The sequence below is a fragment of the Kocuria coralli genome, from assembly GCF_008831305.1.
Classification (GTDB): domain Bacteria; phylum Actinomycetota; class Actinomycetes; order Actinomycetales; family Micrococcaceae; genus Kocuria; species Kocuria coralli.
In genome coordinates this window covers 1-16,262 of record NZ_ML708628.1, presented here as the reverse complement: position 1 = coordinate 16,262, position 16,262 = coordinate 1, and the positions used below count along the sequence as shown (strand labels likewise).

Here is a 16,262-nt window from a genome sequence, read left to right as displayed (position 1 = left end):
TCACGCGGGAGGGCAACGCCCCTCCCTGTGGATGAACGAGGGCCCGGCTGGGGATGGGATGAGGATGACGAGAAGAGGAACAAGACACGACATCTAGGGGTTGTAACCAGTACCCACTACTAGATGTAGTATCGGTGCTCAGCACAGGAGAGAGGTCCACCTACGCGGACCGGTCCGCCTGCCAGCCCTGGTGGTGCACGTAACTTCCCCGGCCGGCTTCTCCCCGCAGCGATACAGACCACCCCCACAGGAAGGGACTCCCGACATGTCCGTGACCGTCTACTCCAAGCCCTCCTGCGTCCAGTGCAATGCCACCTATCGTGCACTCAAGAAGAGCGATATCGACTACAACGTCATCGATGTCACCGAGGACCAGGACGCCTTCGATCGCGTGGTCGCCATGGGTTACCAGCAGGTGCCCGTCGTCATCGCCGGTGACGAGCACTGGTCCGGGTTCCGCCCGGACAAGATCTCCTCGCTGCGCGTGCGCCTCTCGGCCTGACCAGGGATCTCCGGACCGGCCCGGTGCAGCAGTCGTAACCGAGCATGATGGCGCGGTGGACGAGCATCCGGGCCGTTGCCGTCCCCGGCTCCCGTCGGCGGCGGCCTCCGGGGACCCCAATCGCGGGTACAAAGCCCGTCCCTCATGTCTTTACCTATACAGCAGCCACGGAAGTGATCTCGTATGTCCGCCCTGTCAGCCCTCCTGGAGGAAGCCCGTCACCGCGACGGGGCGCCGGAGCACGGGCAGGATCAGGGGCACGACGACCGGCGGGAGGAGCTCCCGCGCGGCGCGAGCGACCCCGTCGTCGTCTACTTCTCCTCCGTCTCGGGCAATACCCACCGGTTCGTGGAGAAGCTGTGGGCGCGCAAGGTCCGGCTGCCGCTGCGCACCCGGGAGGAGCCTCCGGTCATGGAGGAGCCGTACGTCCTGGCCGTGCCCACCTATGGCCGGCCCGAAGGATCCGGGGCCGTCCCACCGCAAGTGATCAAATTCCTCAATGTCGAGACCAACCGGAAGCTCCTGCGCGGAGTCCTGGGGGCCGGCAACACCAACTTCGGCGACAAGTTCTGCCTCGCCGCCGACAAGATAGCCGCCAAGTGCGAGGTGCCCGTGCTCTACAAGTTCGAGCTCATGGGCACCGGCACGGACGTCACCACCGTTAATGAAGGACTGATGAACCTGTGGCAGTAACCACCCACACCTCACATATCGGCATCGCCGAGTCCGGGCACGACGACCCCACCGTGCCCGAGAAATACCGTGGCATGGGTTATCACGAGCTCAACGCGGTGCTGAACCTCTACGATGCCGACGGCAACATCCAATTCGAGGCCGACCGGCAGGCCGCGCGGCAGTACTTCCTGCAGCACGTCAACGAGAACACGGTGTTCTTCCACGACCTCGAGGAGAAGCTGAAGTACCTGGTGGACCACCAGTACTACGAGGCGGAGGTGCTGGAGCAGTACTCCTTCGACTTCGTCAAGAAGCTCTCCAAGCAGGCCTACGCCCACAAGTTCCGCTTCCAGACTTTCCTGGGTGCGTTCAAGTTCTACACCTCCTACACGCTGAAGACCTTCGACGGGCGCCGGTACCTCGAGCGCTTCGAGGACCGCGTGGTCATGGTCTCGCTGTACCTGGCCGGCGGCGACGAGCAGCTGGCCGAGAAGCTGGTCGAGGAGATCATCACCGGCCGGTTCCAGCCGGCGACCCCCACCTTCCTCAACGCGGGGAAGAAGCAGCGCGGCGAGATGGTCTCCTGCTTCCTGCTGCGCATGGAGGACAACATGGAGTCGATCGGGCGCTCGATCAACTCCGCCCTGCAGCTGTCCAAGCGGGGTGGCGGCGTGGCCTTCGCGCTGACCAACCTGCGTGAGGCCGGTGCGCCGATCAAGAAGATCGAGAACCAGTCCTCGGGTGTCATCCCGGTCATGAAGCTGCTGGAGGACTCGTTCTCCTACGCCAACCAGCTCGGTGCCCGCCAGGGCGCCGGTGCCGTCTACCTGCACGCCCATCACCCGGACATCTACAAGTTCCTGGACACCAAGCGGGAGAACGCGGACGAGAAGATCCGGATCAAGACCCTCTCGCTGGGCGTGGTGATCCCGGACATCACCTTCGAGCTGGCCAAGAAGAACCAGGACATGTACCTGTTCTCCCCGTACGACGTCGAGCGCATCTACGGCAAGCCCTTCTCCGACGTCGACGTCACCGAGAAGTACTACGAGATGGTCAACGACGCCCGGATCTCCAAGACGAAGATCAACGCGCGCGAGTTCTTCCAGACCATCGCCGAGGTCCAGTTCGAGTCCGGCTACCCGTACGTCATGTTCGAGGACACGGTCAACAAGGCCAACCCCATCCAGGGCAAGATCATCATGTCCAACCTGTGCTCCGAGATCCTCCAGGTCTCCGAGCCCTCGGTCTACGACGCCGATCTCGGCTACTCGACCGTCGGCAAGGACATCTCCTGCAACCTCGGCTCGCTGAACATCGCCATGACCATGGACTCCCCGGACTTCGGACGGACGGTGGAGACCGCCATCCGCGGCCTGACCGCCGTCTCCGAGATGTCGGAGATCGACTCGGTCCCGTCGATCCAGCGCGGCAACTCGATGTCCCACGCCGTCGGGCTGGGGCAGATGAACCTGCACGGGTACCTGGGCCGCGAGCACATCTACTACGGCTCGGAGGAGGGTGTGGACTTCACGAACATGTACTTCTACACCGTCGTCTTCCACGCCGTGCGCGCCTCCATGCTCATCGCCAAGGAGCGCGGGGCGACCTTCGTGAACTTCGAGAACTCGAAGTACGCGACGGGGGAGTACTTCGACAAGTACACCGAGCAGCAGTGGCAGCCCGCCACGGCCCGGGTCGGGGAGATCTTCGACGCCGCGGGCGTGCAGATCCCCACGCAGGAGGACTGGCGCGAGCTGAAGGCCCAGGTGGCCGAGCACGGCATGTACAACCAGAACCTGCAGGCGGTCCCGCCCACCGGCTCGATCTCCTACATCAACAACTCGACCTCCTCGATCCACCCAATCGCCTCGGCGATCGAGATCCGCAAGGAGGGCAAGCTGGGCCGCGTGTACTACCCGGCGCCCCATATGGACATGGAGAACCTGGAGTACTTCCAGGACGCGTACGAGATCGGTTACGAGAAGATCATCGACACCTACGCCGCTGCCACCCAGCACGTGGACCAGGGGCTGTCGCTGACGCTGTTCTTCAAGGACTCCGCGACCACCCGGGACGTCAACAAGGCGCAGATCTACGCGTGGCGCAAGGGCATCAAGACGATGTACTACTCGCGGATCCGCCAGCTGGCCCTGGAAGGCACCGAGGTCGAGGGCTGCGTGTCCTGCATGCTCTGAGGGTCTCGTCCCCTGGTGGCAGGGGACGGTACGACCGCATGATCGGACACACCTCCACGACAGCACGTTCCTACGCTGGAGGCATCCGATACAGCGGCCGTACGGCCCGAGGAAAGGTTGAAGACTATGCGCACGCTGGCGATCACGCAGAACATCACGATCGACGGACGCGTCGAGATGCTGGGGGACTGGTTCGACCCGGCCGACGAGGCTCCCGACGTCCTGGCGGAGATGCACCGCCAGGACGAGACCTGCGACGCGGTGCTGCTGGGGCGGCAGACCTTCGAGGACTTCCGCGGTTACTGGCCCGAGCAGACGGACGACCAGACCGGGGTGACGGATCAGCTCAACGCGGTGGCCAAGTACGTGGTGTCCTCCACGATGACCGATCCCGGATGGCAGAACTCCACGGTGATCAGCGGGGATGTCCTGGACGCCGTACGGCGGCTGAAGGAGCAGCCCGGGCAGGACATCGTGTGCACGGGCTCCATCACTCTGTGCCACGCCCTGCTGGAGGCCGGCCTGGTGGACGAGTTGCGGCTCTTCACCTACCCGGTCGTCCAGGGGGAGGGCCGCAGGCTGTTCACCGACGACGTGCCCGCCGCCGGTGCGGACCTGATCGCCTCGATGCGCTTCGGCAACGGTGTGACGTACACGGGGTGGGCGCTGCGGCGGTGAGCGCCGTCGTCGTCGATAGAGTCGAGACAGAAAACAATCCACGGACATCCCCGGCCACCACCCATGGCCGGGACCCGGTTCCGAGCAAGGAGAATCGTTCGCGATGATGAGCGAAAAGGTGGAGCTGCTTCACCACCACGTCGAGGCCATTAACTGGAACCGCATCCAGGATCCCAAGGATGACGAGGTGTGGGACCGGCTGACCGCCAACTTCTGGCTCCCGGAGAAGGTGCCGCTGTCCAACGACGTCCAGTCCTGGAACACGCTCACGGATGAGGAGAAGGACCTCACCATGAAGGTGTTCACGGGGCTGACCCTGCTGGACACCATCCAGGGCACCGTGGGCGCCGTCTCGCTGATCCCCGACGCCGTGACCCTGCACGAGGAGGCGGTCTACACCAACATCGCCTTCATGGAGTCGGTGCACGCCAAGTCGTACTCCTCGATCTTCTCGACCCTGGCCTCGACCAAGATGATCGACGAGGCCTTCCGCTGGTCGCGGGAGAACGAGTTCCTGCAGCGCAAGGCGGACATCGTCATGGACCGCTACGTGGGCGACGATCCCCTCAAGAAGAAGGTGGCCTCCACCCTGCTGGAGTCCTTCCTGTTCTACTCGGGCTTCTACCTGCCCATGCACTTCTCCTCGCAGGCGAAGCTGACCAACACCGCGGACATCATCCGCCTGATCATCCGCGACGAGGCGGTGCACGGGTACTACATCGGCTACAAGTATCAGCGCGCCCTGGAGAAGGAGAGCCCCGAGCATCAGGCGGAGCTCAAGGACTTCACCTACGACCTGCTGGACGAGCTCTACGAGAACGAGATCGCCTACACCGAGTCCCTCTACGACGGCGTGGGCTGGACCGAAGAGGTCAAGAAGTTCCTGCACTACAACGCCAACAAGGCCCTCAACAACCTGGGCTACGAGGCGCTGTTCCCCAAGGAGATGACCGACGTCTCGCCCGCGATCCTCTCGGCCCTCTCGCCGAACGCGGACGAGAACCACGACTTCTTCTCGGGGTCGGGCTCCTCCTACGTGATCGGCAAGGCCGTGAACACCGACGACGAGGACTGGGACTTCTAAGTCTTGTGCCGCCGACATCTGATCAGGGGCTAAAACCGGCTGGGATCTTCTGATTCAGGTTTCTCGGTTCAGGGACGTTGGACGATTCACTCCTCCGTCATATCAGTATGCGAATTAGTGCTTTCGATAAGATCGATGCTGATGACTGAGACCGGAGACGAGCGCCTGGCAGCGGAGCAGAGGGCGCGGGTGCTGATCGACCGCCAGCTCGCGGACGCTGGCTGGGCGGTGCAGGACCGTGGGGCACTCAACCTTTTCGTACCGCAACGAGGCATCGCGGTACGGGAGGTCATCATGAAGCCCGGCCACGGCCGCGTCGACTACCTGTTGTATGTCGACAAAGCTGTGGTCGGCGTCATCGAACCCAAGCCCATGGGCACGCCACTCTCCGGTGTTGAGTGGCAGTCGGCGATGTACGCGAACGGATTGCCTGACGATGTGCGGCGTAAGGCGCTCGACTCGGAGGGGCGTCTGCCGTTCGTGTTCGAGGCATCTGGCACCGAGACGCACTTCGCAAATGGCTTCGATCCTGAGCCGCGTGCCAGGCGCATCTTCGCCTTTCCGAGACCTGAAACGCTCGCAGCAACGGTTCGTGCGGCGGGCGAGCACCAGGATCAGGCGCCGACGTGGCGTGGGCGTGTGCGCGTGCTCCCAACGCTTGATGCGGCATCCCTTCGGCCGGCTCAGGTCGAAGCGATAACCGGGATTGAACGCAGCCTTGTCGAGCAACGATACGGCCGTTCACTAGTGCAGATGGCTACTGGCGCCGGCAAGACCTATACGGCGGTCACTGAGGCCTATCGGCTGCTGAAGTGGGGTGGGTTCAAGCGCGTACTGTTCCTGGTGGATCGCAATAACCTCGCCGATCAGGCCATAGGCGAGTTTCAGAACTATCGCACGCCTGACGACGGCCGCCGCTTCACCGAGCTGTACAACGTCACCAAACTCACTCGCGGTGGCATGCCCGACTCGACCAGGGTTGCGATCTCAACGATCCAGCGAGTGTTCAAGGCGATCAAGAACGAGGGTGTTCCCGACACCGACGACCAAGGGCTCGACGAGTTTCGCCCCAAGGAACCGGTCACGGTCCGTTATAGTTCCGATCTGCCGCCTGAGGCCTTCGACCTGGTGATCGTGGACGAAGCCCACCGCTCGATCTATGGCGTGTGGCGCGGAGTGCTGGAGTACTTCGACGCGCATATCGTCGGCCTCACTGCGACCCCGGGCAAGCAGACCTTCGGCTTCTTCCAGCAGAACCTGGTGTCGGAGTACACCTACCCCCAGTCGGTTGCCGACGGCGTGAACGTCGACTTCGACATCTACCGCATCAGAACGAGAATCACGCAACAGGGCGAAACCATCAAAGCCGGCACCTATGTACCCACGGTGGATCGCAGCACCCGTGAGGAAAAACTCTTGCGTCTAGACGCCGACCTTGACTACACCCCGAGTCAGCTTGATCGCGCGGTAACGGCGAAGCACCAGATCAGGCTTGTACTGGAGACGTTCCGTAATCAGCTATTTACAGAGATCTTCCCCGGCCGTCGTACCGTGCCCAAAACGCTGATATTTGCCAAGGACGACAACCATGCAGAAGAGATCGTGCAGACAGTGCGCGAAGTGTTCGGCAAAGGCAACGATTTCGCCGCGAAGATCACCTACTCCGTCAAAGACGCGAAGGGGCATCTGAAGACGTTCCGTACAAGCCCAGCAATGCACGTCGCTGTCACGGTTGACATGATCGCCACCGGTACCGACGTGAAGCCGCTTGAATGCGTGTTCTTCATGCGTGACGTGCGTGGCGGGCAGTACTTCGAGCAGATGAAGGGCCGAGGTGCACGCACCCTTGATCCCGCCGATTTCCGCGCCGTCACCGACGACGCCATCGCGAAGACCCGTTTCGTGATCGTGGATGCCATCGGCGTGACCGAACACGACTTCGTAGAACCACCCCTGAATCGCGACAAGTCGATCAGCCTGAAGAAACTGCTTGATAGGGCCGCTGCTCTGAATCTCACCGAGAGCGAGACTGCGACCCTTGCGAGTCGCCTCGCCGCGCTGGATCGGCAGCTCACCCCAGCAGAGCGTGCCGAGCTGGACGAGGTTGCGGGTGTCTTCGATGCTGAGGTGTCAATGCATCAGGTCGTGCAGGCACTTGTGAACGCCGTCGATCCCGATGCACAGGCTGCGGCGTGCGCGACAGCACCGGATCGTGACCCGGCCGAGGTGGTCCAGGAGTTGCTAGATGCTGCGACCGAGCCACTTGCGGCCAACCCCGGCCTGCGTACGAGGATCATCGAACTGCGGCGCGCCAAGGATCAGATCATCGATGAAGTGAGTCGTGACGAGGTGCTCGATGCCTATGGCGTGATCGACCCCGACAAGGCGGAGCACACGATCACCTCCTGGCGTGAGTATTTAGCCCAGCACCGTAGCGAGATCAGCGCCATTGAGCTGATGTTCGAGGCCAAGGGCCGCGGCATCTGCTTCGAGCAGATTCAAGAACTTGCCGATCGCATTGCCCGCCCGCCCCACAACTGGACGGTCGACATCATCTGGAGCGCCTACCTCTCGCTTGAGGTGGAGTATCGGGGCCGCCCAGAGAACCGCGATCGGCATGCGGCAACCGATCTGATCTCGCTGCTGCGCCTTGAAGCTGGGGTCGACGATGCGCTCGTGCCCTACGCTGAGCAGGTGGAAAAACGGTATGAGAATTGGCTAGCGCGACAGGAGCAGGCGGGGGCTGTGTTCACCGATTCGCAGCGGTGGTGGCTGGATCGGATGATGCGCATCATTGCGTCCTCAGCAGGGATCGACGCCGATGACCTCGACAACGCTCCCTTCGATGAGCGCGGCGGTATCGACGGTGCTTTGCGTGACCTCGGCGACGGGGCCGGCGACCTCATCGAGGAACTCAACCGGGAGCTCACGGCGTGACGTGGGAGCGAGATACGTTGGGTTCCCTGGGCGTTGAGGCCCAGATAGGATTTGCTTCAGGAAAGCACTCGGGTGTGGGTGAACTGCCTCACTTGCGACCAATGAATATTACACCGCATGGCGCGCTTACGTTAGATGGAAGTAAGTTTGTAGACGCGGAATCAGGTATTCAACGGGTCGAGCGAGGGGACGTGCTCTTCAACAATACGAATAGCCCAAAGTGGGTTGGGAAGACCGCATGGGTCAACGCAGCGCAAGAATTGGCCTATTCAAACCATATGACTCGTCTTCGATCTCCGACCCATCGGCTCGATTCAAGGTTCTTGGCGAGCTATTTGCATTTTCAGCAAATGAGCGGATATTTTGAGGCCATCTGCTCGAACCATGTCAATCAGGCAAGTGTGTCTAGGAAGCGATTACTTGAGACCGAAATCCCCTTGCCGTCGCTGGAGGAGCAGCGCCGCATCGTCGCGATCCTCCAAGACCATCTTTCCCACCTCGACACCGCTGATGGCGCGCTGTCCATGGTTGAGAGGCGATTGCAAACGCTTGACCAAGTGATGCTATCAAGCATGCCGGGATGGTAGACTGCTTCCCTTGAAGGATATTGCGCTGATTCAAGGCGGTAATTAGAAGCAGCCAAAGCGGGTTCCTAAGCTGAACGCGTACGCTTTTCTGCGTGTAGCGAATGTCACCGCCAACGGTCTTGACCTCAATGAGGTGCATCAGGTCGAACTCTTCAACGGAGAACTGGAAAAGCTGCGTCTTGAACGTGGCGATCTTTTGGTAGTAGAGGGCAATGGCAGCTCATCGCAGATCGGACGCGCTGCGCTTTGGAATGACAGTATCGAGGATTGCGTGCACCAGAATCATCTCATTCGAGTGCGACCGGGCTCGGGGCTACTACCTGAGTACTTGGAGGCTGTGTGGAACTCACCGCAGAATCGTAGGACGCTGTCTAATGTGGCCAGCTCAAGCAGCGGGCTCCACACCCTAAGCGTCTCGAAGCTGAAGAGACTTGCTGTTCCGGTTCCGTCGGTTGAGCGGCAGCGAGAGCTGGTGACGGAGGTAGACGAGCTTCGTGAGTCCTATGCGCGGCAGAGGAGCACTATTGTGCAACTCCAGTAACGCCGGTCCGCACTCCGACGCTCCCTGCTCACCGCAGCGTTCTCAGGCCGCCTCACCGGCTCTCCGCAGCCGGTGTCAGTGGTCGACGGAAGAATGGAAGCATGAACGGCAAGCAGGTCAAACTCTTCCTTGTAGACGGCACCCCTGGCGGATTGACGACCGCGGAGATCACGAACTGGACAGGCAGCGTGCTCTCGGCGCGGCGTTCTGACCTTGCTGAACTCTTGAGGCGCGAAGAGGCTGGGCGCACCGGTGTGTACATGCTGCTCGGGGAAGATGAAGAGGCAGTAGGTGACACGCGCGGCTATATCGGCGAGGCCGACGTCGTCGCAACACGGTTGCGAAGTCACGCGAAGGAGAAGCCGTTCTGGAACCAGGCCGTGCTCGTCACGTCGAAAGACACGAACCTGACTAAGTCGCACGTGCGTTACTTGGAATCTCGGCTCATCGAGCTCGCCACCCAAGCGGGCCGGGTGTCACTGGAGAACGGCACGGAGCCGCCCCGTCCGCGGCTGCCCGAGGCGGATGTCTCCGACATGGAGTACTTCCTCGGCCAGTTGCAGATCGTGCTTCCTGTGCTCGGTGTCAACGTCATCAGGGCCCGCTCAGTCAAGCAGAACCTCGAGACCACCGAATCTCCAGTGTTCAGCCTGACGAACAGACGCCAGAGCGTCGATGCACGAGCCCAGCAGGTCGACGGGGAATTCATCATGCTCGCTGGGTCTGTTGTCGTCCCTACCTGGCACGGGGTGGGAAATGCGCTGAGTACTCAGAAGGCTTATGCGAGTTACCGGGCTCAGCACGAGGGTTTGATCGCCGACGGCTCCATTGTGGTGGACGGGGAGATGGCCCGGACAAGCCGTGACATCGTGTTCCCTTCCCCCTCAGCGGCCGGTGCGATTGCGCTCGGGAGTGCGTGCAATGGCCGGGTCGCCTGGGTAAGCGCAGAGGGATCGTTCGGCGTCTGGGAGAGCCGCGGGGTGGACGATGAGTAGTGCGAACGATGGCGGAGGCCGGTGCGGCCGTGTAGGGTGGAAGCACAATATCCCCCGAGCCTCTCCACGATGCGCAACCGGGGGATTTTCTCATGTCTGAGGCCTCACGCTTCTACTCCAAGCCTGCCTTGACCGAGGGCGAGCTGCTCGCGCGATGGCAGTCGCGGGGGCTTGAGCTCCCCGATGAGCAGCGGGCGTTACGTTATCTCCGCCACATCGGGTACTACCGGCTCTCGGCGTACGTGCGTAGCTTCGAAGGGGGCGAGCGGGATATTATTCGGCCCGGCACGACGTTCGATGACGTCCTCGGCCTCTACGTGTTCGACCGCAAGCTCCGCCTGCTCGTGCTCGACGCGATCGAACGCATCGAGGTCGCATTACGTGCGTCGATCAGCGACCACCTAGCACGCATCGACGGGCCGCACTGGTACGAGAACTCCCGACACTTCACGACCCGCACCACCCACTCAAAATTGCTTGCGGATGTTAACGAGATACTGCGGCTCCAGCGGGCACGGCGGCCGGAAAGCGGCTTGAGCGGCGATCGATTCGTCTCAGCGCTGGACTACTACGTCGGCCACTTCGACAAACCTGTTCGCCCACCGACATGGGTCGTATTCGAGGAACTGAGCTTCGGCACTATACGGGCCGTATTTGATGCGCTTGCGCCGCGCGATCTGCAGTCCAAGGTTGCTCGATCGCTCGGTGTCGTCGCCCCCGTTCTGTCTTCATGGTTGAAGAGCTATCAGCGTGTTCGCAATATCTGTGCCCACCATGGGCGCCTGTGGAACTGCGGCCTCGGCGTGTACCCGGCGCTCCCGAAATCAAGGTCGATCGTGTGGCTCGACGACCCCACCGTCATCACCGGTGAACCGTGGAGACGCCAGCGCCTGTATCCCGTGCTCGTCTCTATCCAGACGATCCTGCATACGATCCCCCCGCGATCCACGTGGGGTACGCGGTTACATGATCTCTTCGAGGCAAGCCCCGACGTTCCGCTGAGCGGTATGGGAGTGCCCGATAACTGGTTCGACGATCCATTCTGGTCGAGGAGGCCGCAATGACCGATTCCCGTCGCCTGGTCGACAAGCTCGATTCGTTCCGCAACCTGCTGCGCGACGACGGTGTGGGCGTGCTCGACTACATCGAGCAACTCACCTATTTGCTGTTCCTCAAGATGGCGCACGAGCGCGCTACCCGTAAGCTCAAGCCGCAGCAGATCGTGCCCGAAGAGTACTCCTGGCAGCGGCTGCTCGATGCCGAGGGCGTCGCTCTGGAACTCGAGTACACGAAGATCCTGGTCGGGCTCGCGCAACAGCCCGGCACACTCGGCGTGATCTTCCGTAAGGCCCAGAATCGTATCCAAGACCCGGCAAAACTCAAGCGCCTCATCGTCGATCTGATCGACAAGGAACAATGGTCGGCGACTAGCAGCGACCTCAAGGGTGACGCGTACGAGCAGCTTCTCGCGAAGGGCGCATCCGATAAGGGCGCAGGAGCAGGCCAGTACTTCACGCCACGTGACCTGATCCAAGCGATTGTTGATGTGATCCAGCCATCTGCTGATGACACTGTGATCGACCCGGCCTGCGGTACAGCTGGCTTCCTGCTGGTCGCCCACGACTACGCCTCCCAGCACGCCGCAGACCTCACACCCATCCAGCGTGACCACCTGCGAGACACCTTCGCCCATGGCACTGAGCTCGTTGATGGCACAGCCCGGCTCGCTGCCATGAATCTGCTGCTGCACGGTATCGGTACTCCTGACGGGGAATCGCTCATCGACGTGCGCGACGCGCTGATTGCCGACCCCGGTGAGCGCTATTCAATGGTGCTCTCCAATCCTCCGTTCGGCCGCAAGTCATCGATGACGATGGTCGGAGCTGATGGGCGGGAGTCGAAAGAAGACACCGAGATCGAGCGTGCTGACTTCGTGACCACGACCTCGAATAAGCAGCTCAACTTCCTGCAGCACATCATGACGATTCTCGACATCGGTGGGCGAGCAGCCGTTGTTCTGCCCGACAACGTGCTTTTCGAGGGCGGTGCGGGAGAGATGCTGCGCCGCAAGCTGCTCGCAGACTTCGACCTGCATACGATCCTGCGTCTCCCCACCGGCATTTTCTATGCCCAGGGCGTTAAAGCGAACGTGTTGTTCTTCGAGAAAAAGCCCGCGAGCGAGACGCCGTGGACTCGTAAGCTCTGGGTTTACGATCTGCGCACGAACCGGCACTTCACCCTCAAGCAGAACGCGCTGCGCCGGGCACATCTCGATGAATTCGTGCAGTCGTACTTGGCGGGTGACGCTCGTGACAACCGCGTGGAATCGGAGCGGTGGAGGGCGTTCACCTACGACGAGTTGATCGCACGCGACAAGGTCAACCTCGATATCACGTGGTTGCGCGACGATTCTCTCGAAGATCTCGACTCGCTACCGGCACCTGAGGTTATCGCGCGCGAGATCGTCGAAGACCTCACTGCTGCACTCGCCGAATTCGAGGCGGTGGCCGCAACATTGGAAGGCAGCACCTCGGAGTAGTCAGGAATACCGAATCCTCGACTTACCGTTTGGCAGCCAGTACGCGACTGATCTATCGGAGGAGACCAGTGCGCCGGGCGGTGGCGACGGCGGCCGTGCGGGAGGAGACGCCGAGCTTGGTATAGATGTGCACGAGGTGCGACTTCACGGTGGCCTCGCTGATATGCAGACGCGCCGCGATCTCGACGTTCGTGGCGCCGTCGGAGACGAGGTGGAGGACCTCGGTCTCGCGGGTGCTGAGACTGGGCTGAGGGGAACGCATCCGTGCTAGCAGGCGACCCGCGATCGCCGGGGCGAGTGCGGTCTCACCGAAGGCGGCGGCGCGGATCGCGGCGATGAGCTCGTCCGGCGGGGCGTCCTTGAGGAGATAACCGCTGGCGCCTGCTTCGACGGCGCCGAGGATGTCGCCGTCGGTGTCGTAGTTGGTGAGCACCAGCACCGCGGGCGGCTCCGGAAGGGATCGGATGTCCCGGGTGGCGTCCGCTCCCGTCCGTTCCGTGCCGAACTGCAGATCCATCAGCACCACATCCGGTGCGAGATCCGTGGCAAGGGCGATCGCCTCGTCGGGATCGGCTGCATCCCCGACGACGTCGAGGTCGGGGTCGCCGGCGAGCATGGCACGAAGCCCGGCGCGGACCACGGGATGGTCATCGGCAAGCACGATACGGATCACAGCTGTCTCCATGATTCTGGGGGAAGGGGAAGTACGGCGGTGATCGTGGTGCCCTGTCCGGAGGCCGACGCGATATCAAGAGTGCCGTCCAGTTGCTCGACGCGAACCTGCATGGCCTGCAGCCCGAAAGAGTCCGCTCGATGGGTCACGGCTGCGGCACCGGGCACATCGAAGCCGCGTCCGTCGTCACTGACCACCAACGTCGCCGAGCCCCCCGAGGTCGTGAGTTCGATGGCGATGTGCGAGGCATCCGCGTGACGAACGGCGTTCGAGAGGGCGCCCTGGGCGATACGCAGCAGCGCGGTCTGGATGTCCATCGGCAGATCGGCTTCTTCCGCCGCGACCTCGACCGGAATCGACGTACGGCTGGCCTGTTCGTCACCGAGCCTGCGAAGGGCTGCGGCGAGGCCGTCGTCGAGGCGGGCAGGGGTCAGCTCGCGAATGATCTGCCGGGTCTCGGCGAGGCTGTCGGCCGCCGTCTCACGCGCCAGTTCCAGGTAGCCGGCGGCGGGCCCTGATGCCTCGCGTTCGGCGGCGCGCAGCAGCATCTGGATGGACGAGAGCCCTTGGGCCACGGTGTCGTGGATCTCGCGGGCCAGCCTGGCGCGCTCGGCCAGGGCGCCCTGCTCGCGTTCGGTGTCGGCCAGTTGCCGCCGGGTACGGAGGAGCTCGGCGAGGAGCCGCTCGCGTTCCTTCGCTTCCCGGGTGAGCGCGCGATAGGCCAGCCCGATCAGCACCGCGACCCCGGCGCCGACGAGCGGACCGACGACTCCGCCCACACTGAAACCCAGGTGCAGACCGAGCGCGCAGATCGCGAACACGGTGGCGATCACGATGGCCGCCACGCCACCCGCGCCCGGCAGCAGATGGAGGTAGAGGAAGAACAAGGGGAAGACGAGATAGGCGCCCTCGGGGCTGAGCCACACCAGCACGGCCCACAGGGCCGTGAGGGCAGCCACCCACCCGACGGCGAAGCCGGGCCGTGGGAACCTCGGCCGACTGTTCATCCGGGCCGCCCAGGCACCCGTCAGATAGACCGCCACGAACGCCACTCCCACGACCAGCGTCCACCCCGCGACTGAAGACGACACGAGAAAGGCGCGGATGACGGCGAACGCGGTGAGGCCGATCAGGAGAGCGTGCAGGCCGAAACGGAGCCCGGTGAACACCGGGGCGAGGGTGGAGTGCGACATGGCGGTTCAAGCCTAGGGGAGCACGCCAGATCGGCCATCAACCGAAAGTTGGATCGGGAATCCAGTGGTTCAGGCGATGCCCGCCCATGCCCCCTGCAAGGAGTGTTGACGGGTAGCTCGCACAGAGAGTGCGAGCGGAAAGGCATCACGTGTTCGTCGCTTGGAGAGAGCTGCGGTTCGCCCGCGGCCGGTTCCTGCTCATCGGGGCCGTCGTCGCCCTGATCACCCTGCTCGTCGGCTTCCTCTCCGGTCTCACCGGTGGCCTCGCCGCTCAGAACGTCTCCTCCGTGCTGCAACTGCCCGGCGACCGCCTGGTGCTGCAGCAGCCGGAAAGCGGTACCCCCAGCTACGCGACCTCCTCCCTCGAGGAGGACACTGTGCAGGTTTGGGAGCGTGCCGAGGGGGTCGACTCGGTCGTTTCCATCGGCATCGCGCAGTCGCGCGCCTCTGCCGATGGTGCCGGCGACCCTGCCGGAGTCGCACTGTACGGGCTGCCACAGGGTGCAGCGGGCTCCGAGCCGAACCCGTTGTTCGAGCTTGCACCGGCACATGATGACCAGGTCGGCCTATCCGAGGGCGCAGCGGAGGCGCTCGACGTCCAGGTCGGCGACACGGTGACGGTCACGGGAACCCGGTTCTCCGTCGCCGTGATCGGGGACGACCTCTGGTACAGCCATACCCCCGTCGTCGTCATGACGCACACGGCGTGGAGCGAGGCGAGCAAGCGCGTCGGGGGAACCGGCGCAGCGACCGTGCTCGCCGTGACCGGCGACCCCGACTGGGATGCCGTCGGCGCCCGGACCGGGACCGTCGCGGAGACACCGTTGTCGAGCCTCACCGCGCTGGAGGCCTTCCGCTCCGAGATCGGATCGCTGGGACTGATGATCGCGATGCTCTTCGGTATCTCCGCTCTGGTGGTCGGCGCGTTCTTCACCGTCTGGACGATGCAGCGCGCAGGTGACATCGCCGTGCTCAAAGCCCTTGGGGCCACTGACGGCTCGCTCGTGCGCGACTCCCTCGGGCAAGCGCTCGTCGTCCTCGCAGCCGGGATCGGTGCGGGACTCCTCGCCGTCCTCGGACTCGGTGCCCTTGCCGGGCAGGCGCTGCCGTTCGTGGTCAGCCCCCTGACCACACTCGCCCCCGCCGCCGTGATGGCCGCGCTGGGCCTTGCTGGCGCAGCCTTCGCGCTGCGCTCCGTCACCAAAGCCGACCCTCTGACCGCACTCGGGAGCAACCGATGATCCAGCTGCAGAACGTCACCCTGACCTTCCCCGACGGGCAGAACCGCATCACCGCCGTCGACCGCGTGACCCTCCGCGGTGACAACGGCACGGTCACGGGCATCACGGGCCCTTCCGGGTCGGGCAAGTCCAGCATCCTCGCCGTCGCCGCCACCCTGATCCGGCCCGATTCCGGTGCGGTGCTCATCGGCGACGACACAGCCGTCGACGCCTCGCAGCTGTCCAAGAAAGAGGCGACCGCACTGCGCCGCGAACGGATCGGCATCGTCTTCCAGCAGCCCAACCTGCTGCCCGCGCTCACCGCGCGCGAGCAACTGGAGGTCATGGCCAGGCTCGGCGGGAGGAGCAGCGCGAGGCGGCGCGCGGAAATCGGCGACCGCGTCGAGGAACGGCGGATTCAAGCGGTGGGCGCAAGGAAC

The 16,262-nt window shown here is 63.3% G+C and carries 14 protein-coding genes; 12 read left to right on the top strand and 2 right to left on the bottom strand.

The window, feature by feature from the left end; translation table 11 throughout:
* Positions 1–265: 265 nt before the first annotated feature.
* The 10 genes from nrdH (at position 266) to FCK90_RS13390 (ending at position 12,736) form a co-directional block, all read left to right on the top strand.
* Positions 266–502, top strand: a complete 237-nt coding sequence (gene nrdH / locus FCK90_RS13440) for a glutaredoxin-like protein NrdH (RefSeq protein ID WP_158034818.1) — start codon at positions 266–268, stop codon at positions 500–502.
* A 183-nt stretch (positions 503–685) separates the two neighbouring features.
* Positions 686–1,195: a class Ib ribonucleoside-diphosphate reductase assembly flavoprotein NrdI gene (nrdI, locus tag FCK90_RS13435; RefSeq protein WP_158034817.1), complete on the top strand. Its 510-nt coding sequence runs from the start codon at positions 686–688 to the stop codon at positions 1,193–1,195.
* Positions 1,196–1,269: 74 nt separating this feature from the next.
* Positions 1,270–3,375: a class 1b ribonucleoside-diphosphate reductase subunit alpha gene (gene nrdE / locus FCK90_RS13430; protein ID WP_158034849.1), complete on the top strand. Its 2,106-nt coding sequence runs from the start codon at positions 1,270–1,272 to the stop codon at positions 3,373–3,375.
* 126 nt (positions 3,376–3,501) lie between these two features.
* Entirely contained in the window at positions 3,502–4,053 is a 552-nt protein-coding gene (locus FCK90_RS13425) for a dihydrofolate reductase family protein (protein WP_158034816.1), read from the top strand.
* 106 nt (positions 4,054–4,159) lie between these two features.
* Positions 4,160–5,137, top strand: a complete 978-nt coding sequence (nrdF, locus tag FCK90_RS13420; protein WP_158034848.1) for a class 1b ribonucleoside-diphosphate reductase subunit beta — start codon at positions 4,160–4,162, stop codon at positions 5,135–5,137.
* A gap of 141 nt (positions 5,138–5,278) precedes the next feature.
* A complete protein-coding gene (locus FCK90_RS13415; protein ID WP_181954323.1) occupies positions 5,279–8,074 on the top strand; it encodes a type I restriction endonuclease subunit R in 2,796 nt (931 codons plus the stop codon).
* The gene (locus FCK90_RS13405) at positions 8,071–8,661 is read left to right on the top strand and encodes a restriction endonuclease subunit S (RefSeq protein ID WP_158034814.1); all 591 of its coding nucleotides are present in this window, start codon (positions 8,071–8,073) and stop codon (positions 8,659–8,661) included. Before FCK90_RS13415 ends, FCK90_RS13405 begins: the two co-directional genes overlap by 4 nt.
* Before the next feature lie 642 nt (positions 8,662–9,303).
* Positions 9,304–10,197, top strand: coding sequence for a GIY-YIG nuclease family protein (locus FCK90_RS13400; protein WP_158034813.1), 894 nt, complete (start codon positions 9,304–9,306; stop codon positions 10,195–10,197).
* Positions 10,198–10,289: 92 nt separating this feature from the next.
* On the top strand, positions 10,290–11,261 hold the full coding sequence (locus FCK90_RS13395; protein ID WP_246180375.1) for an Abi family protein: 972 nt from the start codon (positions 10,290–10,292) through the stop codon (positions 11,259–11,261).
* Positions 11,258–12,736, top strand: coding sequence for a class I SAM-dependent DNA methyltransferase (locus FCK90_RS13390; RefSeq protein ID WP_158034812.1), 1,479 nt, complete (start codon positions 11,258–11,260; stop codon positions 12,734–12,736). Before FCK90_RS13395 ends, FCK90_RS13390 begins: the two co-directional genes overlap by 4 nt.
* A gap of 52 nt (positions 12,737–12,788) precedes the next feature.
* Here the strand turns inward: FCK90_RS13390 and FCK90_RS13385 are convergent, their stop codons facing one another.
* Complete coding sequence (locus tag FCK90_RS13385) at positions 12,789–13,409, bottom strand: response regulator (protein WP_158034811.1); 621 nt, start codon at positions 13,407–13,409, stop codon at positions 12,789–12,791.
* Positions 13,406–14,602: a sensor histidine kinase gene (locus FCK90_RS13380; protein ID WP_158034810.1), complete on the bottom strand. Its 1,197-nt coding sequence runs from the start codon at positions 14,600–14,602 to the stop codon at positions 13,406–13,408. The genes FCK90_RS13385 and FCK90_RS13380 overlap by 4 nt, the downstream gene beginning before the upstream one ends.
* Positions 14,603–14,751: 149 nt before the next feature.
* Here FCK90_RS13380 and FCK90_RS13375 point away from each other — a divergent pair, with 149 nt between their 5' ends.
* Positions 14,752–15,843 (top strand): ABC transporter permease, encoded by a 1,092-nt coding sequence (locus FCK90_RS13375; RefSeq protein ID WP_158034809.1) that lies wholly within the window; start codon positions 14,752–14,754, stop codon positions 15,841–15,843.
* The coding region (locus FCK90_RS13370; RefSeq protein ID WP_158034808.1) for an ATP-binding cassette domain-containing protein at positions 15,840–16,262 on the top strand (423 nt) is incomplete at its 3' end. The genes FCK90_RS13375 and FCK90_RS13370, both read left to right, overlap by 4 nt.